A 26,178-nucleotide genomic window follows, 5' to 3' on the forward strand; every position below is an offset into this window, starting at 1 on the left:
AGGCGTGGGACGAAGGTGCGGGATCATAAGTTCCCCCGACCCGAGTCTGTGTTTAAGCTCCTTTACTTGGAGGCGGAGCGTCAGGAGGGGAGGTGGTCTGAGCGGCGATTGAAGGGCTTTGCTGAGGTGCGGGAAGTGCTGGAGAAGATGCTTCTGGAGAGGTATGCCCCCCGTACACAGACGCTTACACATAAATCTTGACACGACCGATGGCGTCCACGATAAACTGCATGGCGTCGTAACCGCGCACGGCAAAGTGATTAGGAATCCCACCGTATTTCTGTCGGTAGGCTTGTATAAATTCCTTGTTGGCAGTGTTATTGAGGGTGTAGACCCAATGATCCGCGCTCTTGGCCCCTATGGCTGCGTCCCCAATGGCCTCGAGGACGTTTTCATCAGTTACCTCGCCGCTCACGGCCAGCTGAATCGTGCGGTTTAGGCCGAACTGAACAAACTGCCGCATAAAGATTACCGCATCGCTCCCAGAAAGGACAGCGTGGACCGCTTCCGGCCTGGCAGCTGCGATACGGGAGATCACCGCACTGTAGTCGGTGCTTCCCAGGGGAGAGTACAACTCGCCTACCACTTCCCCGCCCGCAGCCAAGAAGCCCTCCTTGAAGGCCGCTGTGGCTTCCTTGCCGAAAGCGTAATCCAGGGCCAGGAGGAAGACCCTCTTCCCCACGTTTTTCGCAACCCATGGGCCCATGGGGTAGTGTTGCTGCCACGCGCTGATGGAAGTCCGGAAGATGTAGGGGCTACGCCGTTCGCGGGTGATACCATTGGCTGCGGCATTGGCCACCACAAGGGGGATTTGGCGATCATGAATGTAATCACGAATAGCATACGCGGAAGAGGACAGAATGATGCCAGTGAGCAGATGAACTCGGTCCTGCTCTACCAGCTTGCGCACCTTGCGCACGGCCACAGCGGGATCGGCTTCCTCATCCTCTTTTAGAAGCTGTATGCGCCTACCTCCTGCCTGGTAGTTCACCTTTTCCAGGTACAACTCCATGCCTTTAGTGATTTCCTGCCCCAACCTGGCATAGGGGCCAGAGTAGGACAGGACAACCCCAATACGGATGGGTTCTTCCCGTTGGGCTATTGCAAAGGAGAAACGCGAGGAAGCCGCCAAACCCACCAGCCCAATGCCCGCTTTTACCAGCTGCCTCCGGTTTATCTTGCTCATTGCCAACCTCCTTGGTCCTTTTGGTTGGATCCTACTACATGGGGTCTAAGATTGTCAACAATCGTGTTTACTGTCCGCCGAGAGCGGTCCCACGAGCCTACACCTCGGCTTTTTCCCGGACGGGAGGGGTACCGTAAGTGTAGAAGGTGTCCGGAAGTTGACCACCAAACCAAATGGTGCTCTTTTCCAGATCGTTCAGGTTGGTTACATCCCAAACCACCGTCTTCCAGGTGGGATCAAAGATCAGGTAGCCGGTATCCCCGAACAACTCCACCCGGGTACCGCCGGGCTCGAAGACGTACATGAAGTAGGCTTGGGTGGTGCCGTGTTTACCAGGGCCAGCCTCAATGCGGATGTCGTATTCCACGCAAAGGTCTGCCAAGTCCATCAGGTGCTGCGGATAGCCATACCAGAAGGCAATGTGGTGGAAGCGGCCTTTAGACCCCGTAGCATCGCGCATGAGCCCGATTTCGTGGACTAGGGGGCTCACGGAAAGCCAGGCTCCCAACTCTTCTCCTTCACCCCGTACTTTCTGCTCCCGCAGTTTAAAGCCGAGCACCTCCTCGAAAAAGCGGCGGTTAGGGGTGACCTCGTGACAAAGACAGTTCACATGGTCCAATCGACGGACCGGGATGCCCCGGAGGGGTCGCTTGGAAGGGCGATTTTTCAGTTTGCTCCGTTTGTCTGGCGGGGCTTCGTAGTATTCTACCTCGAAGAGGAGCTCCATCCGGTGCCCGTCCGGGGTACGGAAATCGGTAGGCGCGCCCATGGCCGAGGTCGCCCTCGGTCCAGCCTTCTCCTAGCCCCGTTCCTTCCAAGGTTTTAACGCGTCTCTCCAGGGCCTCAGGGGAGGCTGTGCGCCAGGCGATGTGGCCCAAGCCCGGCTCTTTAGCCTCGGTGATCTTAAGGGTATGGTGGTACCAGTCCTCGTAGGCTCGAAGGTAGACAGACTGCCCTTCCCGGGCTGTTTCCTCTAGTCCCAAGAGTTCCTTGAAAAACCAGAGGGTTCCTTCCGGGTTGGGGGTGTAGATCTCTGCATGCGCCAGCTGAACCACGTCGAATCCTTCCATCAAAGCCTCCCTTCCTCCTCCATACGGAGGATTTCTTGTATGACCTCAGCCCCGCGGTTAGCGGCGGGCAGGCCCCTAAAGAGGAAGGCCAGCCCTACCACCGCATTGAGCTCTTCATACGTGGCACCTGCCCTTCTGGCGGCTATGGCATGCAGGCGGGCGGCGTCGGAAAGATCCATGAGGAGCATGCCAAAGAGCATGAGCTGGGACGTTTTTACATCAAAGCATTTGGGATACATCAATCTGGCCCGTAGCTCCTCCTGCATCTGCAGGGTTTCTGGGTCCAGGCGAGCCAGGAGGTCGGTGCGGGCTTGGATTCTAGGAGGCACGAAGCCGATGAGTTCGCGGTAACGTTCCCGAAGCTTTCTCAACTCCTCCTCTGACATTTGCACGGGTGGTTTGGGCACTTTGACCATCCTCCTTATCCTGCTTACCTGGGCGGTGTGTGGCGTTTGCCCCTAACATAGATGGAAGATTTAACCCTGCACAAGGCAAGCGTTCGGGTATAGCGAACGGAACGTTCGGCTATGCTGAATAAGCCTATCGGCCTGTGGGGAGTTGCCCGTTACTCTCGGAGGTGAGGCCCATGCTCGGAACTGTGCAAAAGGTGGGCGAGGTTTTGGAGCTTTTCACCCGGGAGAACCCGGAGTGGGGGGTGAGCGAGGTAGCAAAGGCTCTGGGTATACCCAAGTCTAGTGCCCACGCCCTTCTTTCCACTCTGGCCCAGATCGGCCTTCTCAAGAGGGGCCGGGAAGGGCGGTATCGCCTGGGGTGGCGTATCCTCACCCTTTCCCAGGTTCTTCTCTCCACCAGTTCCTGGCGGCAGGAGGCCCGGAGGGCTATGGAGGAACTGGTTGCCCGCTTTGGCGAGACCACGCACTTGGCGGTTCTGGAGTGCGGGCGCGTGGTCTATGTGGAAAAGCTGGAGGGCACCCGGGCGGTTCGGGTGGTCAATACAGGGATGGGGATGGAACTCCCTGCTCACTGCAGTGCGGTGGGTAAAGTCCTTTTGGCCTCGCGACCCTGGGAGGAGGTGGAGAGGATCATGGCCACGCAGGGCATGCCGGCCTTCACCCCGAACACCATCACCACCCTGGATGAGCTGTTTACGGAGCTCGAGGCGGTGAGGGAGCGGGGATACGCCTATGACATCGAGGAGGTCATCCCAGAGCTATGCTGCGTAGCCGCACCCATCCGGGACCATACCGGGGAAGTCATCGCAGCCATGAGCCTTTCGGTCCCCTTTTACCGCTTTCAGCAGATGAAGGAGGAGTACCGCAAGGCTATTCTCGAGGCCACCCGCACGGTGTCCGAGCGCCTGGGTTACATGGAGGAAGGAGTATGGACAAGGTCAAAGTGGCGATCCTAGGTTCCGGAAACATTGGGACGGACCTGATGTATAAGCTTCTCAAAAACCCAGGGCACATGGAACTGGTCGCCCTGGTGGGAATCGATCCTAAATCGGAGGGCCTGGCCCGGGCTAAGGCGTTGGGCCTCGAGGCCAGCCACGAGGGAATCACATACATCGTGGAGAGGCCGGAAATCCGTATCGTTTTTGACGCCACCAGCGCCAAAGCTCACGTGCGCCACGCTAAGCTGCTAAGGGAAGCGGGGAAAATTGCCATCGACCTTACCCCTGCGGCCCGGGGCCCCTATGTGGTGCCCCCTGTCAACCTGAAGGAACACTTGGACAAGGATAATGTCAACCTCATTACCTGCGGCGGGCAGGCCACGATTCCCCTGGTTTATGCGGTGCATCGGGTGGCTCCGGTGCTCTATGCGGAGATGGTGTCCACCGTGGCCTCGCCTTCCGCAGGCCCAGGAACGCGCCAGAACATTGACGAGTTCACCTTTACCACGGCGAAGGGATTGGAGGCGATAGGGGGCGCCCAGATAGGGAAGGCCATCATCATCCTTAACCCGGCGGATCCTCCCATCATCATGACCAACACCGTTCGGGCTATTCCCCACGACGAGGGTTTTGACCGGGATGCGGTGGTGGCCAGCGTGCGAGCCATGGAGGCCGAGGTGCAGGCCTACGTGCCGGGTTATCGTCTGAAGGCGGACCCTGTTTTTGAACGCCTCCCCACGCCCTGGGGGGAGAGGACCGTGATCTCCATGCTTTTAGAGGTAGAAGGAGCGGGAGACTTCCTGCCCAAATACGCTGGGAATCTGGATATCATGACCGCCTCGGCCCGGAGGGTGGGCGAGGTTTTTGCCCAGTACCTCCTGGGGGCGCGGGTGGAGGAGGTGGTGGCGTGATTTTTGACCTTTCCCAGGCCAAGCCCCCGGTGGTGGTGGACACCACCCTGCGGGATGGTTCCCATGCTCACCAGCACCAGTACACACGGGAGGAGGTCCAGGCCATTGCCCAGGTTCTGGATGAGGCGGGGGTCTACGCCATAGAGGTGTCCCACGGGGATGGGCTTGGAGGAAGCTCAATCCAATATGGCTTCTCTCGGGTCAACGAAATGGAGCTGATCCGAACGGTGAGGGAGACGGTGAAAAGGGCGAAGGTGGCGGCCCTCCTCCTGCCGGGGATCGGCACCCGGAAAGAGCTGAAGGAAGCCGTGGAAGCGGGCATTCAAATGGTGCGCATCGCCACCCAGTGCACCGAGGCGGATATTTCCGAACAGCACTTCGGCATGGCCAAGGAGATGGGCCTCGAGGCGGTGGGCTTCCTCATGATGAGCCACATGCGCCCTCCCGAGTTTCTTGCGGAGCAGGCCCAGCTCATGGAGAAATACGGCGCTGATGTGGTGTACATCGTGGATTCCGCTGGGGCCATGTTGCCCCAGGATGCCTACCAAAGGGTGAAGGCCCTTAAGTCGGCGCTTACCCGAGCTAAGGTGGGTTTCCACGCGCACAATAACCTGGGTCTAGCCATCGGCAACACCCTGGCGGCCTTGGCGGCAGGGGCCGATTGGGTGGACGGGACCCTAAGGGGTTATGGAGCTGGGGCGGGTAACGCTGCCACCGAGGTGTTGGCCGCGGTTTTGGACAAGGCAGGCCTGAACCCGGGTCTGGACGTGTTCAAGCTCCTGGACGGTGCAGAGTACGTGATGGGGCCCATTCTGCACTTCCAACCTTATCCCGACCGGGATTCCATTGCTATTGGCTATGCTGGGGTTTACTCCACCTTCCTCCTCCACGCCAAGAGGATTGGCAAGGAGTTGGGAGTGGACCCCCTGGCCATTCTCCTGGAACTGGGCCGCAGACAAGCGGTGGCTGGGCAAGAAGACTGGATTTTGCGTGTGGCCCTGGAGCTTAAGGAAAAGGAAGTGGAAGCCGTACCGGATTGAGACATGGTGGTGCTCAAGGTGACCCTTCTGGAAGGGCGCTCCCTGGAAAAGAAGCGGGAGCTGGTTAAACGGCTTACGGAGATGGCCGCCCGCACTTTGAGTGAACCTTATGAGGAGGTGCGGGTAATCCTGTACGAGGTTCGTAAGGACCAATGGGCTACGGGAGGGATTCTCTTGTCCGATAAGGAGGGGGCGTGACCCTTTTGGATGCCATCCGTCAGGCACGGCGCGAGTCCAGGCCTCTGGAAGGCGGACGGGAGTGGGGCGTGACCCTCGAGGAGGCCTACCGGATCCAGGAAACCCTATTTCCAGGTCCTCTAAAGGGGTTCAAGCTGGGTCTGGTTTCTGAGGCCAAACAGCGACAAATGGGAGCTTTCGAGCCCATCTTTGGTAGGGTCCACCCGGGGATGTTCCTGGAGGAGGTGATCCTGTCGCGCTTCCTTCAACCTCGTGTGGAGCCGGAGGTGGCTGTGGTGCTTAAGGAAGACCTTCCTCCTGGAAGTTCACCGGGGAAGGCCTATCGGGCCATTGGGCGGTTTTTCCTCGCTGTGGATGTGTTGGACTCCGTTTGGGCGGGCTACCGCTTTACCCTGCCCGAGGTGGTGGCGGACAACGCCTCGGGAGGTGGATTTATCGTGGGCCTCAAGGCCTATGGCCGGCTTCCCCGAGGAGACTTGTGCCTTTACCTTAACGGCGAGAAGGTGACGGAAGGTCCAGTGGAGGCCCTGGGAGATCCGGGGGAGAGGCTTTCCTGGTTGGCTGAACGGGTGGGAGGGCTCAAGGCAGGTCAGGTGGTCTTTCTCGGCTCTCCAGCGCCAGCGGTGCCGATCGAAAGAGGGGTCTTGGAGCTTTTCGGCGAGGGGAGCGTTCTTCTGGCGTGGATAGGGTAGGAGGTGGACCATGGTGGAACCCAAGTTGTACAAGGAAACGCAGGATCGGCTCGAGGCTTTAGGTTTTCCCTTCTCCCTGCCCCTGGAGGTTACCCACTATATCGGCGGGGAGTTTGTGAGGGGTGACAACCGGTTTCCCGTTCTCTATCCGGGCACCGGGGAAGTGATCGGTACCGCCCCAGAAGGAAGGGAAAAGGAAGTGGAAATGGCTGTGGCGGCAGCCAGGGAAGCCTTCCGGACCTGGGGTAAGATGCCCCCCAGCCAGCGGCGTACTTACCTCCGCCGGTTTGCGGAGAAAATCCGGGAGTACAAACCGGTTTTTGAGATTATCGAAAGCCTGGATGTGGGCCGGCCTATCCACGAGAACCGTTTGGGTTACGTGGACAGGATGGCCAACAACATCGAGTTTTTCGCTGACTTTGCTGTAACCCACGGTTCCGAGGCCTATCCCATGGAAAACGGCTACATCAACTACGTGTTGCGCTTCCCCGTGGGTGTGGCGGCCCTGATCACTCCCTGGAACATGCCGAGCATGTTGGCCACGTGGAAGATTGGGCCTACCCTGGCTTTTGGGAATACCGCTGTCCTGAAGCCAGCGGAGTTTACCCCGCTTGGGGCTTGGCTTTTGGCCCGCTGTGCCCATGAGGCGGGGCTCCCTCCAGGGGTGTTCAACGTGGTGCACGGCTTTGGTCCCAACTCTGCTGGGGAGCTTCTCACCCGGCACCCGGAGGTCCGCCTCATCTCCTTTACGGGGGAAACCACCACGGGTAAAGTCATCATGAAAAATGCCTCGGATACCTTGAAGCGCTTGTCCATGGAGCTGGGGGGGAAGGCACCCAACATTATCTTTGAAAGTGCCGATCTGGACCGGGCGGTGGAGGTAACCCTAAGGGCCAGCTTCTTCAACCAAGGTGAGGTTTGCCTGGCGGGTTCCCGTTTGCTTGTGCAGCGCTCTATTTACGATGCCTTCTTGGAGAAGTTGGTTCGGGTGGCCCAGGCCCTGAAGGTAGGGGATCCCCTGGATCCCGAAACCCGCATGGGAGCCCTGATCGCCGAGGAACACTTGCAAAAAGTGATGTATTACGTGGACATCGCCCGGGAAACCGCCACCATCCTGACCGGCGGCAAGCGGCCGGAGCTTCCGCATCCCTTCGACAAGGGGTTCTTCCTGGAGCCCACGGTGGTGGTGGATGTAAAGCCCTCGGACAAGGTGTGTCAAGAGGAGATCTTTGGCCCCATGGTGGTGGTGATGCCCTTTGAAACGGAGGAAGAGGCCGTAGAACTGGCTAATAACACGCCTTACGGCCTTAACGCCATCGTGCAAACCCGGGATGTTGGGCAGGCGGTTCGGGTGGGGGAGGCCCTCGAGGTGGGGACGGTTTGGATTAACGATTGGTTCGTGCGGGATCTTAGGGTGCCCTTCGGTGGGGCCAAGCAATCGGGCATCGGCCGTGAGGGTGGGCATTACGGTTACGAGTTCTACTACGAAACCAAAAACGTGTGCATAGCCAATCGGTGAAGCCATGAATGCGGAGGCTTTCGCCAGAGAGTTAGAACAGGCTTGGGAAGAGAGGAGGCCAGTGCCTCCCCTTTCGGAACGGGGTTTGCGCGGCCTCGAGGCGGCCTATCGGGTGCAGGAGGCCTGGAACCGGATCCGCCTGGCCAAGGGGGACAAGGTGGTGGGGCGAAAGATTGGGCTCACCTCCAAAGCGGTGCAGGCCCAGTTGGGGGTGGACCAGCCGGACTTTGGCAACCTATGGGCGAGCCGCTTCCTGGGAGTCGGGGAAAGAACGGAGGTGCCCTTCAACCTCTTCCTGCAACCCAGGGTTGAGGGAGAGCTGGCTTTCTTGATCGGGCGGCGTCTGGAGGGGCCAGGTGTGACGCCCCAGGAGGTGCTGGCGGCTACGGAGGCGGTGGCCTTCGCCATAGAAATCGTGGATAGCCGTATTGCTGACTGGCGCATTCGCATCGAGGATACGGTGGCGGACAACGCCTCCTTTGGAGCCTTCGTGGTGGGATCCTGGGAAAGGAGTTTGCTGGAGGAAGATCTATCCACCTTGGGGCTAGTCCTCTACCGAAACGGGCAGATGGTTGCCCATGGGGTGGGGGCTGCCTGCCTGGGGCACCCGGCAAGGGCTGTGGCGTGGTTGGCCAATACCCTCGGCGCCTACGGTGTGTTCTTGGAGCCCGGGGATGTGGTGATGTCTGGAGCTTGGGCCCCTGTGCAGGCGGCAAATTCTGGGGACCTTTTCACCTTGATGGGGACTGGGGGTAGGTCCCTCACCCTGCGGTTCACGTAGGAGGGTGGCCGTGCCTTTGCTGGAAGTGCTGGTGGTGCGTGACAAGCCTCTCACCCGGGAGGAGAGGGAGTCCCTAAAACAGGAGGCAGAGGCCGTCTTCCAAGAAGTGCTGGGTACACCTCCAGGCCGGCTAAGGGTGATCGTTGTTGAAGACCTAGATGACGCCAAGGACCCTTCGTTGCTCTGAGGGTTTCCAATCAGCGGCCCAGAGTTAGAAGGCCCAAGAGCGAACCTACTCCATAACCTAGCGCTGCTGCCAGAAGCAAAGCCTCTTGGGTGCTCTTGCGGGTAGGGGAGGGGGCTTCTTCGTTTAAAGCGTACGCCCCTCGCTTGCGCAAACGGACCCCGAGCTTTAAGGCTAAAGCAGCCATGGGGAAGCCGGCGTTGGGGGAAGGGGTTTTGGGGGCCTCCTTCAAGAGCTGGGGCCAAAGCTTCGGAGGGCAGAGGAGGAGGCCGGCGATACGGGAGGGAAGCAGGTTAAGGAGGTCGTCGGCCCGGGCGGCCACGGTGCCCCGGGGGCCATGCTGGGGATAGCCCCACATGGCATCGGCGGTGTTGGCATATCGGTACAGGGTTGCCCCTGCGAGGCCGAAAAGGGTGTAGTAGAGGAGGGGGGCAAGGAGGCTATCCGAGAGGTTCTCGGCCAGGCTTTCCAAGGCGGCTTCCCGTACCTCTTCTGGGGAGAGGTCCCTGGTGGGGCGGCTTACGATGCGGGAGAGCCTTGCCCTGGCTTCCTCCAGATCTTCTCCCAAGGCAGCCTCCACCCCCCTCACCTCCTCCAGAAGCATCCGCAGGCTGAAAAGGGGCTTCAGGAGAAGCCCTAAGGCTACCCAGCCCCAGGCCAGGGGCCTTAGGAGGTCCAGAAGGAAGGCGGGGAAGGTGAAGAGGAAAGCCCCGAGGCTCCAGTAGAAGGCCCCGGACCAGAAACCCCGCACCCTGGGCCAAGCCCAAGCCAGGTAACGGCCCATGAGGACCACAGGGTGGATGCGGCTTGGAGGCTCGCCCAGAAGGGCGTCTAGCAGGAGGGACAATAGCAGGCTCATAGGGCAGGCTCCGTCCTTGGGCCCACGTGCGCTTCCACTATCCTAAGGAGCCTGGTCCGCGGTGGCCATCCCTTCGGTAAACGCAAGCTCCTGTGGGGCAATGGGTCCCCACAGGGGCTTTTGGTTGAACCACTAGCGGGTTATGGTGAGGCTAGCTCCCTTGGGAAGTAGAAAGGTCACCGCAACCACCGCCTTGGTGGATCCCGGGTTCCCCACCACGGCGTACTCCCCGGGGATTTCCACCCAGCCCTCTCCCGGCCTGTAGGTTTTTTCGCCTCCCTTCGCTCGCACCAGAATGCTGCCCTCCACTACGGTGGCGTAACCCAGGCCGCCATGGGTGTGCTCGGGAGTCCAGGTTCCGGGTGCGAATTCCAGCACGACCTGAACCAGATCGAACTGCATGGGAAGATTGACTTCCTCAAAGCGGTTCTGGTAGAGGGTGGTCGGTCCGGGGGGAAGGGTTTGCCCGGCGGTAGCGGTGGGCACGACAAGGGTAAGGGCAGCTCCCTTGGGTAGGAGAAAGGAAACGAAGAGCCGGGCCTTGGCCTGGGTGGCGTTGCCTACCTCGGCGGCAGTTCCCGGGTGTTCGATCCAGGTTTCCCCGGCCTTGTAGGCGGTGGTCTTTCCCGCTTCCTTCACGGTCATGGTGCCTTCCAGGACGCTGATAAAGCCCACACCTCCGTGGGTGTGTAAGGGTGTCCAGGCTCCGGGAGCGAAGTCCAAGAAGAACTGCACCAACTGCATGCGGTGGGCGTCGGCAAAGGTGTTGGAAGCCAATGCCTGGGGTCCTGGTGGGAGCTGTTGTGCCTGGGCGACCACCAGGAAGAAAACTGCACTCCAAAGGATCCGGCCAAACTTTTTCATTCTCGTTCCTCCCTTCAAACCTCGAGGCTCACCTTGACTGGCACCGGGTTGCGAAGGATATCCAGCACCGGTGAGGTCTTCTGCACGTAGTCGCACAGCTCCAGGAGCTTCTCCTGGGAGGCATCCGCCTTGACCCGATAGCGCACCCTGATGCCCTCGTAGCCGGGGCGTGCCTTTTCGGAGAGTCCCAGAAAGCCCTGGAGGTCCAGGTCGCCCTCGATATCGAACTCCAGGGCATCTACCCGGATTCCCCTGGCGGCGGCGTTGTAGATGAAGCCCACCGCCAGGCAGGAGGCCAGAGCATGCAGCACTACCTCCACCGCATTCGGGCCCTTGTCGGTTCCAAGCAGGACGGAGGGCTCGTCGCCCTCGAGGGTGAAGGGAGCGGTCCTCGAGGTATCCTCATGCCCTGCTCCATAGAACCCCTGGATGCGGGACTTGACGTTGCCTCCTGAAACCCAGTCGGTGTGCGAGCGGAAGCGGAAGCGGGCCAGGTTGGGGTCAGCCTGGATAGCCTGAACCGTGGCCACAAGCCCGTCGATGTCGATGCCGTTAAGCCGGTTTTGCGCGGTCATATCCTCCTCCTTAGGTGGGGTTGGACCTTGCTATCCCCAAGTTCAGGATGGAGGAACCCCCCTTCCCAGAACCTTCCCGCGGGCATCCCAAGGGGGCTGGTTGGGGAAATACGCCTTCTGGGCCCGAGGAACTTCGAGCTGGCCAGGCTCCGTCAGGCTGGCTACCCGTGTCCATGAAGGCGAAACCAACGATAGGGGTCCTCAAGGCATAAGGAAAGGAGTTCCAGAAGGTAGGCAGTCCGAGAGGCGGGGTATCAAGTCGATGGCATGGCCCAGCGTGCGGAAAATGGAGGCGGCCTCGGCCAAGGCTACCTCGGCCTCTTCTGCCCGGCCTTGGGCAGCCAGGACCTGGCCCTCCATCCACCGCGCCTGGGCGTAGCCAGACTGGTTCTGGAAGGCAGCGGCCAGTTCCGTGGCCTTGCGGGCGTAGTTCAAAGCGGTTTCCAGCTCCCCCGAGCACAGGTGGTAGGCGGCAAGGGCTGGAAAAAGCTGAACGCTACAAACCGGACAATGCGCGCCGGAAACCTCGAGGCTCCTGCTCTTTTCGGCTAGCGTATGGAGGGCACCCGGGTCGCCAGCGGCGAGCCGATTCCAGAGCCCTGCGGCGTAGAGGCGCGCCAGACAGTGATCGCGGACGGCTGCTTCTTGAGCGGCCTCGAGGCCCTGCTGTACCGCTTGCCACCCGGCTTCCAGCTCACCCCGTGCGGTGTGGAGTAGGGCTTCGCGCGCACGGGTGTAGGCCTCGCCCGCTGGGGAACCGATCCTTTGGTGCAACTCGAGGGCGCGTCCTAGGTGGTGCGCAGCCTGGTGGAAGTTGGCCCGAAGGAGCTCCATGCTTCCCAGCGCATAGTGGCACACCGCCACGCAACGCAGGTTGCCCATGGCTTGGGCGTGCTCCTGCACCTGGTGGACAAAGGTCTGGGCCTGCCGGTAAGGGTCTTCGCCATAGACGTGGTACTCCCATAGGCACAGGTGGGCGTCGGTGGCGAGGGCCACTTCCGGCGACCAGCCGGCCAGCCCACGCTTGAGCTCGTAGTGCAAGCCCTCCTCCCAGCGGCCCAGGGGCAGGTAGGAAAGGGCAAGCAGTTCGCAGGCTTGCTGGGCTTCCACCTGGGCACCCTGAGCCTCGGCGAGGTTCAGGACCTCGTGGGCCTCCGAGGCGGCTCGCTCGAACTCGTGCCAGTGCCAGTGGTAAAGAGCCCACACCAACAGGAGCTGGGCGCGCTCAAGGGGGGTATCGCCAAGGTGGGCCTCGGCCTTATGCAGGTAAGTTTTTGCGCTGACCATGTCGGTGGCAAGGATGGCGCAGAGGGCCAGCTTTCGGTAAAGGGCGGCTGGAGAGGAGGTGGCCTCAAGGGCTTCCCGGTAGGCCGCCAGGGCCTGATGCACGTTTCCCGTGGCCCGGTGGGCATCGCCGATGCGCTCCCAAATCCCCGCTCTAGTTTCACCGGAAAGCTCAAGCCCTAAGGCTTCCCGGTAGCGCTCAAGGGCGGCGGCATGGTCGTAGACCGCAGTGGCCCGCTCGCCCGCCTTAAGCAGGTACCCTAGCGCCTGCTCGGTCTTTCCTGCCTGGCGGTAGTGGTAGGCCAGAGCCTCGGTGTAGGGTGTGGGATCAGAAGGATAGGTGGCCTCGAGGGCCCGGGCCAGCTCCCCGTGCAGGATGCTCCGTCGGGCCAACGAAAGCCCTTGGTAGAGGGCTTCGCGGTACAGGACGTGGCGGAAGCGGTAGCCCAGTCCCTCCTCGAGGAGGAGGTGCGCGGTTAGGGCCTCCTCCAGGGTGTCCGCTAGGCGGGGTCCCACGGCCGCCTCCAGAACCGCAAGGGGTACCGTCTGCCCGGCCACCGCTATGAGTTGGAGCAGGTGAAGGGCCTCCGGGCTAAGGCGCACGAGCCAGCCACCGACCAGCGTGGCGAGGGATGGGGGTAGGGGAGGGGAACCCAGTCCGGTGTGGTGCCAACCCTCGTCCGTGCGGGTCAGCTGGCCGCTCTCCTGGAGTTGCCGGGTGACCTCCAGGGCAAACAGAGGGTTGCCTTCGGAGAGACGGTAGAGTTCCTCTTCCAGGACCGGGGCCACCTCGCCGCCCAGGAGCTTAACCAGGAGGTCCCGGTGGGCGCTTTGGGTCAAGGGTTTTAGGGAAAGGCTGTGCAGACCTAAGCCCTCCAGGCTATGGATGAGTTGCTTTAGGGCCTGGGGTGGCTTGGGTTCGCTCCGCCAAGTGCCCAAGAGCAGGACGGGACTTTCCACGGCCTGGCGGGCGAGATAGTGGAAGAGGTGCAGGGTGCCCTCGTCGCTGTTATGGAGGTCCTCTAGGACCAGGACCAAGGGGCTATCGGTAGCCCGGCGGGACAGGAAGCGCCAGACGGCAGCAAAGAGGAGCCCCTGTGCGGCAAGGGGGTCGCCGGTGAGCACCGGTGCACCGCCCGCTGGCAGTTCGGGGATGTGCGCACGAAGTTCGGTGGGGAGCAGTTCGGAGTCGGCGGGGTTGGTGCGCAACGCTTGCCGCAGGACTTCCACGAAAGGGGCATAGGGAAGCTGGCCCTCGGTGGCGTGGGCGGTGCCCAAGAAGGTTTGGTAGCCCCTTTGGCGGGAGAGCCGCAAAACCTCCTGGGCGAGACGGGTTTTGCCAATGCCCGGGGGGCCCTCCAGGCCCAGCACCACCTCCCGGCCCAGGGCCAGGCGCTCGAGGGCCCGGGCCATCTGGCTAAGCTCTTCCTCCCGTCCCGCCAGCGGCCACGTGGGAGACGCGGGAACCGGGGCCTCTCCGGCCAAGGGTGGAAGGGGGGCCGCGAGAAGCCGCCGGTACAGGGCTTCGGTCTCGGGGGCAGGCTCCACGCCCAGCTCCTCCGCCAGGGCTTGCCGGCACCGGTGGTACTGGCGATCCATCTGGAGGCGGCTTCCCTGGAGGGCATAGATCTGCATCAGACCGCGGTGAGCCTCCTCGTGGGCGGGGTCCAGCTTAAGGACGGTTCGGAAAGCTTCCGTGGCCTCTGCCAACAGGCCCTGGGTCAGCCGGGCCTGGCCCAGGGCCAGGGACAGCCGCACCTGGAGTTCCTGCAGGGCTTCGCGCCGCTCTAGGGTCCAGTCCTCGTAGCGATCGGCGGGCAATAGCTCGTCGTAGCTGGCCAGGGCTTGCTCCAATTGGGTTATCTGTCCGCTGGCCAGGGCTACCCTGGCTTGGGCCTCGAAGGCCTCGAGGTCGCTTATCACCCCACCTGGAGCTTGAAGGGAGAGCACCTCGCCTTTTAGGGCCAGAAGTTCCTCGGGTGGGAGGCCTAAGCCTGCCGAGGCCAGGGCGGCCCTGGCTTGGTGCACTGCCTTGTAGAGCTGGCTCAGGGCAGCAGGGGGAGAAAGCGTGGGCCACAGCGCCTCCAGCACCTGATCCCTGTGTAGCCGATAGCCCTTTTGAAGGGACAAAAGCTTCAGGAGGCTCTGGGCCTTGCGCCGTTCAAAGGCCGCTTGGGCCACCTCGCACCCGCCCACCCGGACTGCAAAACCTCCCAGGAGGCGCAGTTCGATCGCCTCGAGCGGGCGGGCCATAAACGTGCCTCTTACCCAATTTGAATGCTAAATGGCAGATGTAAAGTAAGTTGCGTTACGGATTGGAAACGCCTTTGGACTCACCCCCGCTCATTGGGTGCCCTGCGGAGCCCACGGCCAAAGTTTCCTTGTCCTTTGACGGTCAGGGGGCGGACTGTTGGGTTTCGCTGGGCACCAGGCGGTCCAAAACCCTCCTTGGCCAGTCCAGGACCACGGCGCTGCCAGGGGGGAGTAGGGCATCCTCTCCCAAGGCCCGGAGCACAGCCCGGATCACCCCTCCATGGGTAAAGAGGAGGGCCGCTCCTCGGAGGCTTTCCAGAAAGTGGAAAACCCTTTCCTGAAAAGCCTCGAGGTTCTCCCCTCCTGGGGGATGGAAGCCCTCAAAGCGGAGGAGGGCTTCTTTATACCTGGGCTCCAGTTCCTCCCACAGGGCGCCCTCGAGGCTCCCGAAGTGAATCTCCCGTAGGGCAGGGGTGGGCATGGAGGGGAAGCCTGCCAGAAGAGCGGTTCTAAGGGCCCGTTGGAGGTCCGAGCTATAGGCGGGGAGGGAAGGGAGCTTCCCCCTCAGGCGTATGGCCTGGGCCTCCCCCGTGGGGGTGAGGGGCAGGTCGGTCCAGCCCAGAAGGCGGTGTTCGCGGTTCCAGAGGGTTTCGCCGTGGCGCACCAGCCATAGCTCCATGCCTCAGAGCTTATACTCCTGCCGTATGGGATACCAGGAGGTTCTGCAGGCGGCAAGGGAGCGCATGGAACGGCTCACCAAGCCCCCTAGGTCCCTGGGCCACCTGGAGGAGGTGGCGGTGCGGCTTGCCGCCATCCAGGGAAGGCTGAAACCGGAACTGGGCCTGGGAGCGGTGGTGGTGGCTGCTGCCGACCACGGGGTGGTGGCTGAGGGGGTTTCCGCTTATCCCCAGGAGGTGACCTACCAAATGGTCCTGAACTTCCTCCGGGGAGGGGCGGCCATCAACCAGCTGGCCCAGGCGGCGGGCGCCAGGGTGTACGTGTTGGACGTGGGGGTAAAGGGCGAGCTTCCCGATCACCCTGGATTGCTTAAGCGCAAGGTGCGACCGGGAACCAGAAATCTGGCCAAGGAGCCCGCCATGACCCTCGAGGAGGCGGAAAAAGCCCTGGAAGCGGGAAGGGAGGCAGCCCGGTGGGCCGTGGACCAGGGGGCCACGGTGCTGGCGGCAGGGGACATGGGCATCGGCAACACCACAGCGGCCAGCGCCCTAAGCGCCGGGCTTCTTGGCCTTTCCCCGGAAAGGGTGGTGGGCCCGGGCACCGGGGTGGGAGAGGAGGGCCTTAGGCGGAAACGGGAGGCGGTGGCCCAGGCCCTGGAACGCTTGCGCCCCGGGATGCACGCCTTGGAGGTAGCGGCGGAGGTGGGAGGACTGGAGCTTTTGGCCATTGCGGGGGTCTACCTGGAGGGGTACGAAAGGGGTCTTCCCCTTGTCCTGGACGGCTTTCCCGTTTCGGCCGGGGCCCTTTTGGCCTTTAGGCTGAATCCCCGGGTGAAGGACCATTTCTTCGCCGGGCACAAGAGCCGGGAGCCCGGACACCGGTATATCCTTGAGGCCCTGGGGTTGAAACCTCTTTTGGACCTGGACCTGGCCCTGGGGGAAGGGACGGGGGCGGTGCTGGCCATGCCCCTCCTCAGGGCTGCGGCCCGCATCCTGCACATGGCCACCTTCGAGGAGGCAGGGGTTTCCGACCGCCCTTAAGCCCATGCTGCGGCTTCTGCGCCTGGCCCTAGGCCTTCTTACCGTCTTTCCCCTGGCTCCCCGGGAGGCCAGCCCGGAGGATTTCCGACGGAGCACGCTGTTCTTCCCCCTGGCGGGCTATGCCCTTGGGCTTCCCCTCTCTCTTCTCGCCCTTCTCCCCCTTCCCGAAGAGTTCCTGGCCGCCTTGCTGCTCGCTTGCCTTCTCTTCCTCACGGGGTTTTTGCACCTGGATGGGCTTTTGGACGCCGCCGATGCCCTCCTGGGCTCGAGGCCCAGGGCAGAGCGGCTTCGCATTCTCAAAGACCCCCACCTGGGTCCCTTCGCTTTCGGGGTAGGAGGGCTCTACCTCCTCCTCCTCTGGCAGGCTCTGGCCCTGGTGCGGGATCCCCTTTTCCTCCTCTTCCTCCCCGGCTTTGCCCGTTTCGCCATCCTGCCCTTTCTGAACCGGTATCCCCTTCTGCACCAGGGGATGGCTGGACTCATCCGGGGGGGACCGGTTTGGGTAGCCTTCCTCCTTGCCCTTCCCTTTCCCCTCCTTTACCCCTGGTCCGCCCTCTTGACCCTGTTCACCGCCTACCTGGTGGCCCGCTTTGCGCTTGCCCGCCTGGGCGGCATCAACGGGGATGTCCTCGGGGCCATGATCGCCCTGGGGGAGCTTGGGGGCCTGGTAGGCTATGTCCTATGGCAAACCCTGAGCGGGTGAAGCCCTACACCCGGCCCACCGGGGAGCGGCGGGGCCTCCTCTTGGTCTACACCGGGGACGGCAAGGGAAAGAGCACCGCAGCCTTTGGCCTGGCCCTTCGGGCTCATGGCCGGGGCCTGAAGGTGAGGATCTTCCAGTTCATCAAGCACCAAGGGGCCCGCTTTGGGGAACATCGGGCCTTCTCTGCCCTGGGGATTCCCGTGGAGGGCTTGGGGGATGGGTTCACCTGGAAAAGCCGGGACCTGGACCACTCAGCGGCCCTGGCTAGGGAGGGCTGGGAAAGGGCGAGGGCGGCCCTTCTTTCCGGGGAGTGGGACCTGGTGGTTCTGGATGAGGCCACCTATCCCGTGCGTTACGGCTGGATTCCCCTGGAGGAGTTCCTTGGGGTCCTGAGGGAACGGCCCCCCCACGTGCACGTGGTGGTGACGGGTCGGGAAGCCCCGGAGGCTCTCCTGGACCTCGCGGACACCGTGACCGAGATGCGCAAGGTGAAGCACGCCTTCGACCAGGGGGTGCCAGCGCAACGGGGGATAGAGCACTAGGGCTAAAGGGCTTGGCCTTTCCGGGTGGTGGGTGGATTTTCTCACAGGGAAGTAGAATGGTACCCATGACCGATAAGAGCCTTGGCCGTTTTTATGCCTTGGCCCAGGAGTTCTGGTCCCAGCTTCCCCCCTCCGCCCGTTTCCGCCCCCTGGAGGACGCCAGGGCTTTTTCCCGGCACAAGGAGCTCATGAGGGGCTGGGTGGGCCAGGTGGTCCAGGGCTTCTACGACACCCTCTTCGGCCACCCCGCCACCCGGGCCATCTTCCGGGAAGGGGAAAGGCCAGCTCGGGAGAAGACCCTAAGGGACTGGTACCTGCGCACCGTGGAGGGCCCCTTTAACGGCCAGTATTTCGCCTGGCAGACCCTGGTGGGGCTGGTGCACGTACGCCGGGGGGTGACCAACGCCATGATGGCTGCTATGTGGAACTGGGTGGTGGATACCGTCTCCCGCCTGGCCCGGGAGCGCCTTTCCCAGGAGGAAGCCCAGGCCCTGGCGGATGCCTGGCGCCGGCTGGGCTTTACCGTAATGGCCTTGATCTCCGAAGGCTATCTCCACGCCCACCTCGAGGCCCTGGCGCAGGCGGAAGGGGTGGAGGTGGGGATTTTCCTGCAAAGGGCCCAGCAGGAAGCAGCCCGCCTCCTGGCGAGCCTTTCTCCAGGCTAAGGCCATGGTGAGGCTCCCCCGGTTGGTCCTAGCCGCCCCCCATTCGGGGGCGGGAAAGACCACCGTAGCCCTGGCCCTCCTCCAGGCTCTTGGGGAGCGGGGTCTTAAGGTCCAGCCCTTCAAGGTGGGGCCGGATTACGTGGATCCCAGCCACCTCGAGGTGGCCTCCGGGCGCAGGGTGTACAATCTGGACGGCTTTTTCCTGGACGAAACCGGCCTCCTTTCCCTCTTTCAGCATGGAGCCAAGGGAGCCGACCTGGCCCTGGTGGAGGGGGTCATGGGGCTCTTTGACGGCAAGGATCCCTTGGGCCAGGTGGGCTCCACGGCCCAGGTGGCCAAGCTCCTCAAAGCTCCCGTGGCCTTGGTGGTGGATGCTTCCGGCATGGCGGGTTCCATCGTCCCCCTAGTGCAGGGCTTCCGGAACTTTGATCCTGGGGTCCAGGTGGTGGGCGTCTTCGCCAACCGGGTGGGTTCTCCCCGGCATGCGGAACTCCTACGGGAGGCCCTCGGCCAGGTGGGCCTGCCCCTTTTGGGCTGGCTTCCCCAGGACCCCCTTCTGGAGATCCCGGAGCGCCATTTGGGCCTGGTCCTCGCCGAGGAGATACGCCCGCCTTTAGCTGCCTTGCGCCGGGCTTTCCAGGTGGACCTGGAAGCGGTCTTGCGCCTGGCCACCTCCGCCTTGCCCCTGCCCGAGGCTCCTCCTTTCCTCCCCGAGGGGAGACCGGCCTGGGTGCGGGTGGCCTACGCCTGGGATCAAGCCTTCCGCTTCTACTACCCCGAAAGCCTGGAGCTTCTAGAAGCCATGGGGGCGGAGCTTATTCCCTTTAGCCCCATAGGGGATTCAACCCTTCCAGAAGCAGAGGCCCTCCTCCTTGGAGGAGGCTACCCCGAGCTTTTCGCAGAGCAGCTTGCGGAAAACCGGGCCATGCGGGAGACCATCCGCCGTTTCCCTGGCCCGGTGGTGGCGGAGTGCGGAGGGTACATGTACCTGTCCCAGGGGCTTTGGGTGGGGGAGGATTACTTCCCCATGGTGGGCCTGGTTCCGGGGGAGGCCCGCATGGCGGAAAGGCCCATCCTTGGCTACCGGGAGGTGGAGGCCTTGCGGGATAACCCGGTGGCCAAAAAGGGAGAGGCCTTCAAGGGGCACGAGTTCCACTACGCCCGGATGGAATCCTCCCCAAGCCCCGCCTGGCGGCGGGTGGGGGGAGAGGAGGTGGAGGGCTACACGGATGGGCGCATCCTGGGAAGCTTCGTCCACCTCTACCTGCCGGCCCGCCCGGAGGGAGCCGGAAGGTTCCTGGCCTTGGCCCATGGGAAGGCGAAGTTACGCAGGCCCAGGTGAGGGCCTTTCCGTCTTCCGGGGAAGCCTTGGCTGCCCTAGACCCCTTCTTGAAGGATAGGGATCAGTTCAGGTCGTACCAGTTCGGCGGGTGGGGTTTTGCCTTCCCTTAAGAGGGACCGCACCTTGGTCATGCTGATGGAGATCCGCCTCTCCCGGTGGTGGTCGGGGCAGGTTCTTTCCGAGGCGATCCCGCCGCAGATGGGGCAGTGAAAGACCGCGCCCACCTTCACGATCTCGATGCCCAAGGGGGGAAGCTGGTCAAAGATGCGGTGGGCTGCGTAAGGATCGTAAAAATCTCCTACCCCTGCATGATCCCGGCCCACCAGGAAGTGGGTGGCCCCGAAGTTCTTGCGCACAAGGGCGTGGAATACCGCTTCCCGGGGGCCGGCGTAGCGCATCGGGGTGGCAAGGCCAAACAGGGCCACCCGTTCCCGGGGCAAAAAGCCTTCTATGAGGGCTTGGTAAGCCTTAACGATGACCTCCGTGGGGAAGTCGTCCTCTTTCTTGGCACCCAGGATGGGATGGACTAGAACTCCATCGGCCAGCTCCAGTCCCAACCGGATTAGGTACTCGTGGGCCCGGTGGGGGGCGTTGCGGGTTTGAAAGGCCACCACCCTACTCCAGCCCTTTTCCCGGAAGAAAGCCCGCATCTCCTCGGGGGTTTTCTCCAGCTGTGCAGACCGGGGTCTCCAGGCCAACACCTCTACTCGTCCCCCGAGGGCGTAGGGCCCCTTGGCGAGGAGCTTCTTGACCCCGGGGTGGGCCGCGCTTTCCGTACCGAACACCTGGCGGGCCAGGGCCTTGAGGTCCAGCTCGTAGGCGTCCTCTACCTGGAGAAGGGCCACCGGCTTTTCCCGGTGCACGAGGACCACCTGATCCCCCTTGCCCACCCGGGGTCGCTCCTGGAGCTGGAGGAGGATGGGAATCGTCCAAACCTCTCCCGAAGGAAGGCGCATCTCCTGGGCCACGGAAAGGGTTTCCTCCCGAGTCATAAAGCCTCGCACAGGGTGGAAGGCTCCCGTGGCCAGGTTTTCTAGGTCCAGCCGCTCGTCCTCGCCAATGGTCACCTGGGGTAGGGTTTCCACCATGGTCCAACCTCCGCAAGGGCCCAAGCCTGTGGCGTTTTTTGGAGAACGTCAAAGACCTCCACCACCTTGCCGATCACCCAGACCGCTGGGGCGGCCACCTCCACCTTCCCCTCCGCCACCTCTTCCAGCCGGCTTAACACCCGCGCTTCCTTGGGGGTGGTGGCCCTCTCCACGAAGAGGCAAGGTTCCTTGGGATCCCTTCCCAACCGGATGAGCTCTTGGGCAATCCATGCCCGCCTTCTCACCCCCATGAGGACCACCAGGGTGGGTACCTTGGCGGAGGTGCTTAGGTCCGGGTATCCTCCACCCTCTAAAACCCCGGAGACCACCGCGAAGCCCGAGCTAAGGCCTCGGTGGGTGAGGGGAAGTCCTGTGGCCAGGATGCTGCTTACCCCGGGTACTACCTCCACCGCCACCCCATGGGCGCTGAGGAAAAGCACCTCCTCGCCCCCTCTTCCGAAGATGAAGGGGTCCCCTCCCTTGAGCCGGACCACGAAGGGGTGGGTCCGGGCGTAGTGGAGGAGAAGCCGGTGGATGTCTTCCTGCTTGACGCTTTCCCCTTCTGCCTTGCCCACCTCCACCCTTTTCCCCCGGATGAGGGCCAGGATCCTCCCGTCCACCAGCCGGTCGTGGAGGACCACCGGGGCTTCCCTGAGGAGGCGGTAGGCCTTCAGGGTGAGGAGGTCGGGATCTCCTGGCCCGGCTCCCACCAGGTACACCTTAGCCATGGGCCACCCCCCGCCAGACCAGCTGAGCACCGATGAAGAGAAGCCAGAGGAGGAGGGCTACCCGGAAGGGCTGCTTGGGCACGCGGGTGGCCACGAGGGCTCCCAGGCTGGCCCCCACGATCCCTCCTAGGCTTAGGGAAAGGAGGAGCTTTGGGTCCACCTGGCCGAAGTGGAGGTGCACCCCACCCCCCACCAGGGAGAGGACCAGGCCGAAGAGGATGTCCGTGCCCACCACCTGCTGGGGGGTAAGGCGGGTGGCGTAGAGCAGGAGGAGGCTTCCCAGGGCCCCTGCTCCTGCCGAGGAGAAGCCCACCTCGAGGCCAATCCCGAAGGCGGCGGGAGGCAGGAGCCAGGGCCGTTCCCGGCTTAGGGTTAGCCGGCCCAGGCTCCGGTAGAGCCCAAGCCCCGCTGAAACCACCACGGTGAGCCCCACCAGGAGGAGGACCATGTCCTTGGCCCCCTTGAGGTGAACCAGGAGGAGGCTGCCCAGCAGGACCCCGGGAAGCCCCCCCAAAAGGAGGAGGCCCAGCACCCTACCCGCCACCTGGCGCCTAAAGAGGTAGACGGCGCCGGCGGGAACCTTGACCAAAAAACCGAAGAGAAGGGCCGTGCCCACCGCGATCTCCGGGGAAAGGCCCAGGCCTAGGATGAGGAGGGGGGCGGTGATGGTGCCAGCCCCCACCCCGGTGATCCCGATGGCGAAGGCGATGAGGAAGCCCAGAAGAAAGGCCATCTATTCCTCCTTTGGGTGGAGATGGATTCCACACTCCAGCTTGCCCTTGCCCGCCCAACGGCCGGAGCGGGGGTCCTTGGGGTCTAGGGGCTTGGCCGTACAGGGAGCGCAACCGATGGAGAGGTAGCCTTGGTCATAAAGGGGAAGGTGGGGAAGATCGGCCACAGCCAGGTAGAGGAAGACCTCCTTCAGGGTCCAATCGTAAAGGGGGTTCACCTTGATGAGGCGGTGGCCGCTTTCTAGGATGGCTTCCTCCCGGGGCTTCAGGTGGACCCGGGTGGGGGACTGCTCCCGTCTAAGCCCTGTGAACCAGGTGTCGTAGTCCTCGAGGGCCCGGAATAGCGGGTCCACCTTGCGGATCTGGCAGCAGCGGGTGGGGTCGGTCTCGTAGAGCTTCCCGTAGAGGCGTTCCTGCTCCTCCCGGGAAAGGCTTGGGGAGAGGTTGATGAGCTGGAAGCCAAGCTTCTCCTTTAGGGCATCCCGGTAGGCGTAGACCTCCGGGAAGTGGTAACCGGTGTCCAGGAAGAGGACGGGGATGTCGGGTTTCTCCTCCAAGAGGAGATGGAGCACCACCACGTCCTCTGCTTGGAAACTGCACGTGAAGCAGGGCCTTTGGCCTTCTGCTAGGGCGTCCCGGATAAGGGCCTTGGCGCTTGTTACCTTGTCCATGGCTGGACCTCCGCAAGCACTTCCTCTACCTTTTCCTTGGCCCTGGTCAGGCCGGCCTCCGGATCCAGGTCAAGTTCCTCTAAGGCCAAATCCACTAGGCGGTACCAAAGCCGCTTGCGCTCTTCGAAGCAGGGGATCTCCGCTATCCGTGGCCTAAGGCGGCGCAGATAGGCTACAAGTTCCCCGTACTCTGGACCCAAAAGCCGAAGAAAACGCTCCTTTAGGCGCACCGCCAAGGCAGGGGCAGCCCCAGAGGTGGAAAGGGCCACCACCAACTCCCCCCTTCGCACCACGGCGGGGAGGATGGCGGTGGCGTTTTCCGGGTCGTCCACCGCCACCAAAAACACTCTTCGCCTTTCCGCTTCTGCCTTTACCTGGGGATGGATCCCCTTGTCCCGGGGATGGCTCACCACCAGGAAGAAGCCCTCGAGGTCCCCTTCCCGATAACCTCGGGGAAGCCAGCGGATCCTTCCCTCCTTGGCCAAGTCTGCCAGATTCCAATGGTCCTCCTCGGCCAGGACGGTAACCTGGGCCTGGGCCTCCAAGAGGGCTTGGAGCTTGGCCCCCGTCTCCGGGCCGCCGGCGATTAGGAGAACCGGCCTGTCCCTCAGGTTCAGCATGAGGGGAAAGTAGGTCATGCCACCCCCCGGTACAGGCGTAAGAAGCCCTGGAGCATGCTTCCTAGCCGCTCCTGCTCATCCACGTAGAAGGGCTGCACCCCCCACTCCCTTAAGGCATCCGCGGTAACCCGGCCCACGGCCAGGGCCTTTACCTCGTGCTGGAAGGTTTTCCTCAACTCCGAGGGGTTCCGGGCTCCCTCAAACAGGAACTCCACCTGGATGGCGGCTACAAAGGCTACCGCTTCCACCTCTTTGGCCAAAATGGTCTCCTCCAGAAGGCGGATCCGCTCAGGGTCCGGCAGGTGGCGGTAAGGCATGAGGGGGAGAACCTCATAGCCCCTTTCCTCCAAGGCCTGTTCCAGGAGGGGTAGGGGCTTGCCGTAAAGCTGGAGGGCGGCCACTCCAGGCCCTTGGGGTAGGAGAGGCAGGAGGCTTGGCGTGGTCCCGTCTCCTATCCCATGAGGGGCAAGCCCTAGGTCCCTGAGTACCCGGGCGGCCTTGGTCCCCCGGAACAAGCGGAGGGCTTTCTCCAGGCTCCCCTTCAGGTCTAGTTCCAAAACCCGCCCGGCTTCCAAAAGCTCCCTTACCCCTATCCCGGTGGTGGCCACGAAGAGATCCACCCCTTCTCCCAGCCGCCGGAGATGGCCCTGGTATTCGGGAACGGGTACCTTTTCCGTGGCCTGAACAGGGAGAAGGAGGGGGATTAAGCCTAGCTTTGTGGCCAGGGATTTGAACTCTTCCCTCCTTCTGAGACCGGCATAGGCGATGCGCATCCCCAACCTCCCTTACACCGCGCACTCCCCACGGCCTAGCTGCACCCGGAAGGTTTCCCCTTCCGCCCCCAGGTCCTGGTAGTACTCTGGGGCTTCCTCATAGGAAGGAATAGTCTGGAGGTCCTCGAGAAGGGGCTTGAAGGAGGCGGCCCCCACCCGGTCCAAATAAGCCTGGAAACTTTCGCCCTGCTCCCGTTCCTCCTGGTAGCGCTTCAGGATCCTTTCCACCGCCTCAGGAGTGCGCCGGGCAGGAATCCGAGCCACTACTTGGCCAAAACGGGCCTCCCCCTCCCGGGTGCGCCCCCCCAGGAGGAGGGTGTAGTGAGGAACTTCGTTTTCCCCTACCTTACGGCTTGAGCCGTAAAGGCCGATATCAGCTATGTGGTGTTGACCGCAGGAGTTGGGGCAACCGGAGATCTTGATGCTAATGGACCGCACCGCTGGATCATGGGTCAGAGGAAGGGTGTGGAGGTGCGCTTCCAGGGCCTGCGCCAGTCCCCGGGAGCGGGTGATGGCCAGGTTGCAGGTGTCAGCTCCAGGGCAGCGGGTTATGTCCAGGATGGTGTGGGCCTCAGGATGGGCCAGGCCCACCCGCAACAGGGCTTCGTAAAGCCCACCCAAAGCGTCCTCGGGCACGAAGCGAAGGAGTAAGTTCTGGCTGATGGCACTCCTTATTTCTCCAGCGTAGGTTTCGGCGATATCCGCCAGCGCCCTGAGCCCTTCCGGGGTGATATCCCCAAGGGGAAGGCGCACGGCCACGGTGTAGTAGCCCTCTTGCTTTTGACGAAAGAGGTTGGTGCGGCGCCAGGCATCAAACCCGGGAGCGAAGGAGAAGGGCTTCCTGGGAGGGGAGGGAAGGCTTGGGGGTGGGAGGTCCTGGGGAGGTTGCCAGGCCTTTAGGTCCTCACCGCTTGCGGTGAGCTTCACGATCCGCCTTTCCTCCCTTACCGCCTCGCGGAAGGCGGCAATTCCCCACTTCTTTACCAGAAACTTGAGCCGGGCTTGGGTTAGGACCTTGCGGTTACCGTGGCGGTCAAAGAGGCGGATGATGGCCAGCATGGTGGGGAGGAGGTCCTCTTCTGGGGTAAAGGGTTCCAAAAGTTCCGCGCTCATGGGAGCCGCTCCCAAGCCCCCGCCCACATAAAGGCGGAAGCCCCTTTTGCCCCCCTCCACCGCGGCCACCACCCCGATGTCGTGAATGGGGGTACGGGCATGGTCTGTGGCGCACCCCTCAAAGGCAATCTTGAATTTGCGGGGCAGGTTCTGCCCCACGGGGTGACGGAGGAAGTAGCGGTAGGCGGCCTCGGCGTAGGGAGTCACGTCAAAGGGCTCCTCAGCGGAAACTCCGGCGTACGGGCAGCAGGTGATGGCTCGGATGGAGTGGCCGCAGGCCTCGCGGGTAGTGAGGCCTACCCTGTTTACAGCCCGGAGGACGTGGGGTACGTCCCTTCGGTGCACGTGGTGGAGCTGTACCGCCTGCCGGGTGGTTACGTGGGCCAGACGGTTTTCTGCATACCGCTCCGCCACCTCTGCCAGAACCCTTAGGGCCTCTGGGCTTACCCGGCCCACGGGGAGTTTGATGCGCACCATGTGGTGCTCTGGCCTTCCCCGAATGCCGTAGATGCCGTTTTTCAGGCGGTAGACCCGGAAGTCCTCGGGGTCTTCCTCCCCCGCCTCGAGGCGGGCAATCATGGCCTCCAGATACTGGATTTCGGCTTCGGCCTCCACGCTGAGTCCTGCCATTCCGCCTCCTTTCCCCCCTCCCCGGGGGATTGCCCGGCATAGTATACCATTGAGTGTATGAAAGTCAAGGGTATATGCCCTGTTCCC

Annotated in this window: 28 protein-coding genes and 2 pseudogenes; 14 read left to right on the forward strand and 16 right to left on the reverse strand. The window is 62.8% G+C overall.

Going from position 1 to position 26,178, the window contains the following annotated elements; translation table 11 throughout:
• Positions 1–201: pseudogene (locus AC27GT_RS03115) on the forward strand (IS256 family transposase); the annotation flags it as partial.
• Here AC27GT_RS03115 and AC27GT_RS03120 read toward each other — a convergent pair.
• The 4 genes and pseudogenes from AC27GT_RS03120 to AC27GT_RS03135 form a co-directional block, all read right to left on the reverse strand.
• Positions 185–1,186 carry an ABC transporter substrate-binding protein gene (locus tag AC27GT_RS03120; RefSeq protein ID WP_487223540.1) on the reverse strand — a complete coding sequence of 334 codons (1,002 nt, stop codon included), beginning with the start codon at positions 1,184–1,186 and terminating at the stop codon, positions 185–187. The pseudogene AC27GT_RS03115 and the gene AC27GT_RS03120 overlap by 17 nt on opposite strands.
• Positions 1,187–1,283: 97 nt before the next feature.
• On the reverse strand, positions 1,284–1,913 hold the full coding sequence (locus AC27GT_RS03125; RefSeq protein ID WP_487223541.1) for a VOC family protein: 630 nt from the start codon (positions 1,911–1,913) through the stop codon (positions 1,284–1,286).
• Between the two features lie 55 nt (positions 1,914–1,968).
• A pseudogene (locus AC27GT_RS03130) lies at positions 1,969–2,256 on the reverse strand (VOC family protein); the annotation flags it as partial.
• Positions 2,256–2,642 (reverse strand): carboxymuconolactone decarboxylase family protein, encoded by a 387-nt coding sequence (locus tag AC27GT_RS03135; RefSeq protein ID WP_487223542.1) that lies wholly within the window; start codon positions 2,640–2,642, stop codon positions 2,256–2,258. The pseudogene AC27GT_RS03130 and the gene AC27GT_RS03135, both read right to left, overlap by 1 nt.
• 200 nt (positions 2,643–2,842) lie before the next feature.
• Here AC27GT_RS03135 and AC27GT_RS03140 point away from each other — a divergent pair, with 200 nt between their 5' ends.
• From AC27GT_RS03140 to AC27GT_RS03175, 8 genes are read left to right on the forward strand one after another with little or no spacing between them, the layout of a single operon-like run.
• On the forward strand, positions 2,843–3,625 hold the full coding sequence (locus AC27GT_RS03140; protein WP_487223543.1) for an IclR family transcriptional regulator: 783 nt from the start codon (positions 2,843–2,845) through the stop codon (positions 3,623–3,625).
• Positions 3,598–4,518, forward strand: a complete 921-nt coding sequence (locus AC27GT_RS03145; protein ID WP_015717053.1) for an acetaldehyde dehydrogenase (acetylating) — start codon at positions 3,598–3,600, stop codon at positions 4,516–4,518. Before AC27GT_RS03140 ends, AC27GT_RS03145 begins: the two co-directional genes overlap by 28 nt.
• Entirely contained in the window at positions 4,515–5,558 is a 1,044-nt protein-coding gene (gene dmpG, locus AC27GT_RS03150) for a 4-hydroxy-2-oxovalerate aldolase (protein WP_015717054.1), read from the forward strand. Before AC27GT_RS03145 ends, dmpG begins: the two co-directional genes overlap by 4 nt.
• Before the next feature lie 3 nt (positions 5,559–5,561).
• A complete protein-coding gene (locus AC27GT_RS03155; RefSeq protein WP_015717055.1) occupies positions 5,562–5,756 on the forward strand; it encodes a tautomerase family protein in 195 nt (64 codons plus the stop codon).
• A complete protein-coding gene (locus tag AC27GT_RS03160; RefSeq protein WP_015717056.1) occupies positions 5,753–6,448 on the forward strand; it encodes a 2-keto-4-pentenoate hydratase in 696 nt (231 codons plus the stop codon). The genes AC27GT_RS03155 and AC27GT_RS03160 overlap by 4 nt, the downstream gene beginning before the upstream one ends.
• 10 nt (positions 6,449–6,458) lie before the next feature.
• Entirely contained in the window at positions 6,459–7,967 is a 1,509-nt protein-coding gene (locus AC27GT_RS03165) for an aldehyde dehydrogenase (protein WP_015717057.1), read from the forward strand.
• 4 nt (positions 7,968–7,971) lie between these two features.
• Complete coding sequence (locus AC27GT_RS03170) at positions 7,972–8,748, forward strand: 2-keto-4-pentenoate hydratase (RefSeq protein WP_015717058.1); 777 nt, start codon at positions 7,972–7,974, stop codon at positions 8,746–8,748.
• Positions 8,749–8,758: 10 nt separating this feature from the next.
• A complete protein-coding gene (locus AC27GT_RS03175) occupies positions 8,759–8,935 on the forward strand; it encodes a hypothetical protein (RefSeq protein ID WP_015717059.1) in 177 nt (58 codons plus the stop codon).
• A 10-nt stretch (positions 8,936–8,945) separates the two neighbouring features.
• Here the strand turns inward: AC27GT_RS03175 and cbiB are convergent, their stop codons facing one another.
• The 5 genes from cbiB to AC27GT_RS03200 form a co-directional block, all read right to left on the reverse strand.
• Positions 8,946–9,791, reverse strand: coding sequence for an adenosylcobinamide-phosphate synthase CbiB (gene cbiB / locus AC27GT_RS03180; protein WP_015717060.1), 846 nt, complete (start codon positions 9,789–9,791; stop codon positions 8,946–8,948).
• A gap of 132 nt (positions 9,792–9,923) precedes the next feature.
• On the reverse strand, positions 9,924–10,655 hold the full coding sequence (locus AC27GT_RS03185) for a cupin domain-containing protein (protein ID WP_015717061.1): 732 nt from the start codon (positions 10,653–10,655) through the stop codon (positions 9,924–9,926).
• Between the two features lie 14 nt (positions 10,656–10,669).
• The gene (locus AC27GT_RS03190; RefSeq protein WP_015717062.1) at positions 10,670–11,230 is read right to left on the reverse strand and encodes an OsmC family protein; all 561 of its coding nucleotides are present in this window, start codon (positions 11,228–11,230) and stop codon (positions 10,670–10,672) included.
• A gap of 201 nt (positions 11,231–11,431) precedes the next feature.
• Complete coding sequence (locus tag AC27GT_RS03195; protein WP_487223544.1) at positions 11,432–14,767, reverse strand: ATP-binding protein; 3,336 nt, start codon at positions 14,765–14,767, stop codon at positions 11,432–11,434.
• Positions 14,768–14,909: 142 nt separating this feature from the next.
• On the reverse strand, positions 14,910–15,446 hold the full coding sequence (locus AC27GT_RS03200; RefSeq protein WP_464936238.1) for a histidine phosphatase family protein: 537 nt from the start codon (positions 15,444–15,446) through the stop codon (positions 14,910–14,912).
• 25 nt (positions 15,447–15,471) lie between these two features.
• Here AC27GT_RS03200 and cobT point away from each other — a divergent pair, with 25 nt between their 5' ends.
• From cobT to AC27GT_RS03225, 5 genes are all read left to right on the forward strand, one after another.
• Positions 15,472–16,485: a nicotinate-nucleotide--dimethylbenzimidazole phosphoribosyltransferase gene (cobT, locus tag AC27GT_RS03205; RefSeq protein WP_464936237.1), complete on the forward strand. Its 1,014-nt coding sequence runs from the start codon at positions 15,472–15,474 to the stop codon at positions 16,483–16,485.
• A gap of 4 nt (positions 16,486–16,489) precedes the next feature.
• Positions 16,490–17,188 (forward strand): adenosylcobinamide-GDP ribazoletransferase, encoded by a 699-nt coding sequence (locus AC27GT_RS03210; protein ID WP_464936236.1) that lies wholly within the window; start codon positions 16,490–16,492, stop codon positions 17,186–17,188.
• A complete protein-coding gene (cobO, locus tag AC27GT_RS03215) occupies positions 17,167–17,730 on the forward strand; it encodes a cob(I)yrinic acid a,c-diamide adenosyltransferase (protein ID WP_287928735.1) in 564 nt (187 codons plus the stop codon). Before AC27GT_RS03210 ends, cobO begins: the two co-directional genes overlap by 22 nt.
• Before the next feature lie 65 nt (positions 17,731–17,795).
• A complete protein-coding gene (locus AC27GT_RS03220) occupies positions 17,796–18,395 on the forward strand; it encodes a protoglobin domain-containing protein (RefSeq protein ID WP_464936234.1) in 600 nt (199 codons plus the stop codon).
• A gap of 4 nt (positions 18,396–18,399) precedes the next feature.
• Positions 18,400–19,737 (forward strand): cobyrinic acid a,c-diamide synthase CobB, encoded by a 1,338-nt coding sequence (locus AC27GT_RS03225; RefSeq protein ID WP_148228649.1) that lies wholly within the window; start codon positions 18,400–18,402, stop codon positions 19,735–19,737.
• 35 nt (positions 19,738–19,772) lie between these two features.
• Here AC27GT_RS03225 and sat read toward each other — a convergent pair whose 3' ends face one another.
• The 7 genes from sat to AC27GT_RS03260 are packed head-to-tail and all read right to left on the reverse strand — an operon-like array spanning position 19,773 to position 26,091.
• Positions 19,773–20,825 carry a sulfate adenylyltransferase gene (sat, locus tag AC27GT_RS03230; RefSeq protein ID WP_041438299.1) on the reverse strand — a complete coding sequence of 351 codons (1,053 nt, stop codon included), beginning with the start codon at positions 20,823–20,825 and terminating at the stop codon, positions 19,773–19,775.
• On the reverse strand, positions 20,801–21,553 hold the full coding sequence (gene cobA, locus AC27GT_RS03235; protein ID WP_015717071.1) for a uroporphyrinogen-III C-methyltransferase: 753 nt from the start codon (positions 21,551–21,553) through the stop codon (positions 20,801–20,803). Before cobA ends, sat begins: the two co-directional genes overlap by 25 nt.
• Entirely contained in the window at positions 21,546–22,286 is a 741-nt protein-coding gene (locus AC27GT_RS03240; protein WP_015717072.1) for a sulfite exporter TauE/SafE family protein, read from the reverse strand. The genes cobA and AC27GT_RS03240 overlap by 8 nt, the downstream gene beginning before the upstream one ends.
• Complete coding sequence (locus tag AC27GT_RS03245; RefSeq protein WP_287928731.1) at positions 22,287–22,955, reverse strand: phosphoadenylyl-sulfate reductase; 669 nt, start codon at positions 22,953–22,955, stop codon at positions 22,287–22,289.
• Complete coding sequence (locus AC27GT_RS03250; RefSeq protein WP_015717074.1) at positions 22,943–23,593, reverse strand: precorrin-2 dehydrogenase/sirohydrochlorin ferrochelatase family protein; 651 nt, start codon at positions 23,591–23,593, stop codon at positions 22,943–22,945. Before AC27GT_RS03250 ends, AC27GT_RS03245 begins: the two co-directional genes overlap by 13 nt.
• Complete coding sequence (locus AC27GT_RS03255) at positions 23,590–24,348, reverse strand: uroporphyrinogen-III synthase (protein WP_464936232.1); 759 nt, start codon at positions 24,346–24,348, stop codon at positions 23,590–23,592. Before AC27GT_RS03255 ends, AC27GT_RS03250 begins: the two co-directional genes overlap by 4 nt.
• A 12-nt stretch (positions 24,349–24,360) precedes the next feature.
• On the reverse strand, positions 24,361–26,091 hold the full coding sequence (locus tag AC27GT_RS03260) for a nitrite/sulfite reductase (RefSeq protein WP_464936231.1): 1,731 nt from the start codon (positions 26,089–26,091) through the stop codon (positions 24,361–24,363).
• Between the last annotated feature and the right edge of the window lie 87 nt (positions 26,092–26,178).

This window comes from Thermus sp. KWY1 (assembly GCF_057547025.1).

Coding starts and splice junctions, on each gene's coding strand:
- AC27GT_RS03250 (WP_015717074.1), bottom strand. CDS start 23,593: ATGACCTACTTTCCCCTCATGCTGAACCTGAGGGACAGGCCGGTTCTC.
- AC27GT_RS03155 (WP_015717055.1), top strand. CDS start 5,562: ATGGTGGTGCTCAAGGTGACCCTTCTGGAAGGGCGCTCCCTGGAAAAG.
- cobA (WP_015717071.1), bottom strand. CDS start 21,553: ATGGCTAAGGTGTACCTGGTGGGAGCCGGGCCAGGAGATCCCGACCTC.
- AC27GT_RS03170 (WP_015717058.1), top strand. CDS start 7,972: ATGAATGCGGAGGCTTTCGCCAGAGAGTTAGAACAGGCTTGGGAAGAG.
- AC27GT_RS03255 (WP_464936232.1), bottom strand. CDS start 24,348: ATGCGCATCGCCTATGCCGGTCTCAGAAGGAGGGAAGAGTTCAAATCC.
- cbiB (WP_015717060.1), bottom strand. CDS start 9,791: ATGAGCCTGCTATTGTCCCTCCTGCTAGACGCCCTTCTGGGCGAGCCT.
- AC27GT_RS03200 (WP_464936238.1), bottom strand. CDS start 15,446: ATGGAGCTATGGCTGGTGCGCCACGGCGAAACCCTCTGGAACCGCGAA.
- AC27GT_RS03195 (WP_487223544.1), bottom strand. CDS start 14,767: ATGGCCCGCCCGCTCGAGGCGATCGAACTGCGCCTCCTGGGAGGTTTT.
- AC27GT_RS03245 (WP_287928731.1), bottom strand. CDS start 22,955: ATGGACAAGGTAACAAGCGCCAAGGCCCTTATCCGGGACGCCCTAGCA.
- AC27GT_RS03210 (WP_464936236.1), top strand. CDS start 16,490: ATGCTGCGGCTTCTGCGCCTGGCCCTAGGCCTTCTTACCGTCTTTCCC.
- AC27GT_RS03220 (WP_464936234.1), top strand. CDS start 17,796: ATGACCGATAAGAGCCTTGGCCGTTTTTATGCCTTGGCCCAGGAGTTC.
- sat (WP_041438299.1), bottom strand. CDS start 20,825: ATGGTGGAAACCCTACCCCAGGTGACCATTGGCGAGGACGAGCGGCTG.
- AC27GT_RS03145 (WP_015717053.1), top strand. CDS start 3,598: ATGGACAAGGTCAAAGTGGCGATCCTAGGTTCCGGAAACATTGGGACG.
- AC27GT_RS03140 (WP_487223543.1), top strand. CDS start 2,843: ATGCTCGGAACTGTGCAAAAGGTGGGCGAGGTTTTGGAGCTTTTCACC.
- AC27GT_RS03135 (WP_487223542.1), bottom strand. CDS start 2,642: ATGTCAGAGGAGGAGTTGAGAAAGCTTCGGGAACGTTACCGCGAACTC.
- AC27GT_RS03125 (WP_487223541.1), bottom strand. CDS start 1,913: ATGGAGCTCCTCTTCGAGGTAGAATACTACGAAGCCCCGCCAGACAAA.
- AC27GT_RS03260 (WP_464936231.1), bottom strand. CDS start 26,091: ATGGCAGGACTCAGCGTGGAGGCCGAAGCCGAAATCCAGTATCTGGAG.
- cobO (WP_287928735.1), top strand. CDS start 17,167: ATGGCAAACCCTGAGCGGGTGAAGCCCTACACCCGGCCCACCGGGGAG.
- AC27GT_RS03225 (WP_148228649.1), top strand. CDS start 18,400: ATGGTGAGGCTCCCCCGGTTGGTCCTAGCCGCCCCCCATTCGGGGGCG.
- AC27GT_RS03120 (WP_487223540.1), bottom strand. CDS start 1,186: ATGAGCAAGATAAACCGGAGGCAGCTGGTAAAAGCGGGCATTGGGCTG.
- AC27GT_RS03185 (WP_015717061.1), bottom strand. CDS start 10,655: ATGAAAAAGTTTGGCCGGATCCTTTGGAGTGCAGTTTTCTTCCTGGTG.
- AC27GT_RS03240 (WP_015717072.1), bottom strand. CDS start 22,286: ATGGCCTTTCTTCTGGGCTTCCTCATCGCCTTCGCCATCGGGATCACC.
- cobT (WP_464936237.1), top strand. CDS start 15,472: ATGGGATACCAGGAGGTTCTGCAGGCGGCAAGGGAGCGCATGGAACGG.
- AC27GT_RS03165 (WP_015717057.1), top strand. CDS start 6,459: ATGGTGGAACCCAAGTTGTACAAGGAAACGCAGGATCGGCTCGAGGCT.
- AC27GT_RS03190 (WP_015717062.1), bottom strand. CDS start 11,230: ATGACCGCGCAAAACCGGCTTAACGGCATCGACATCGACGGGCTTGTG.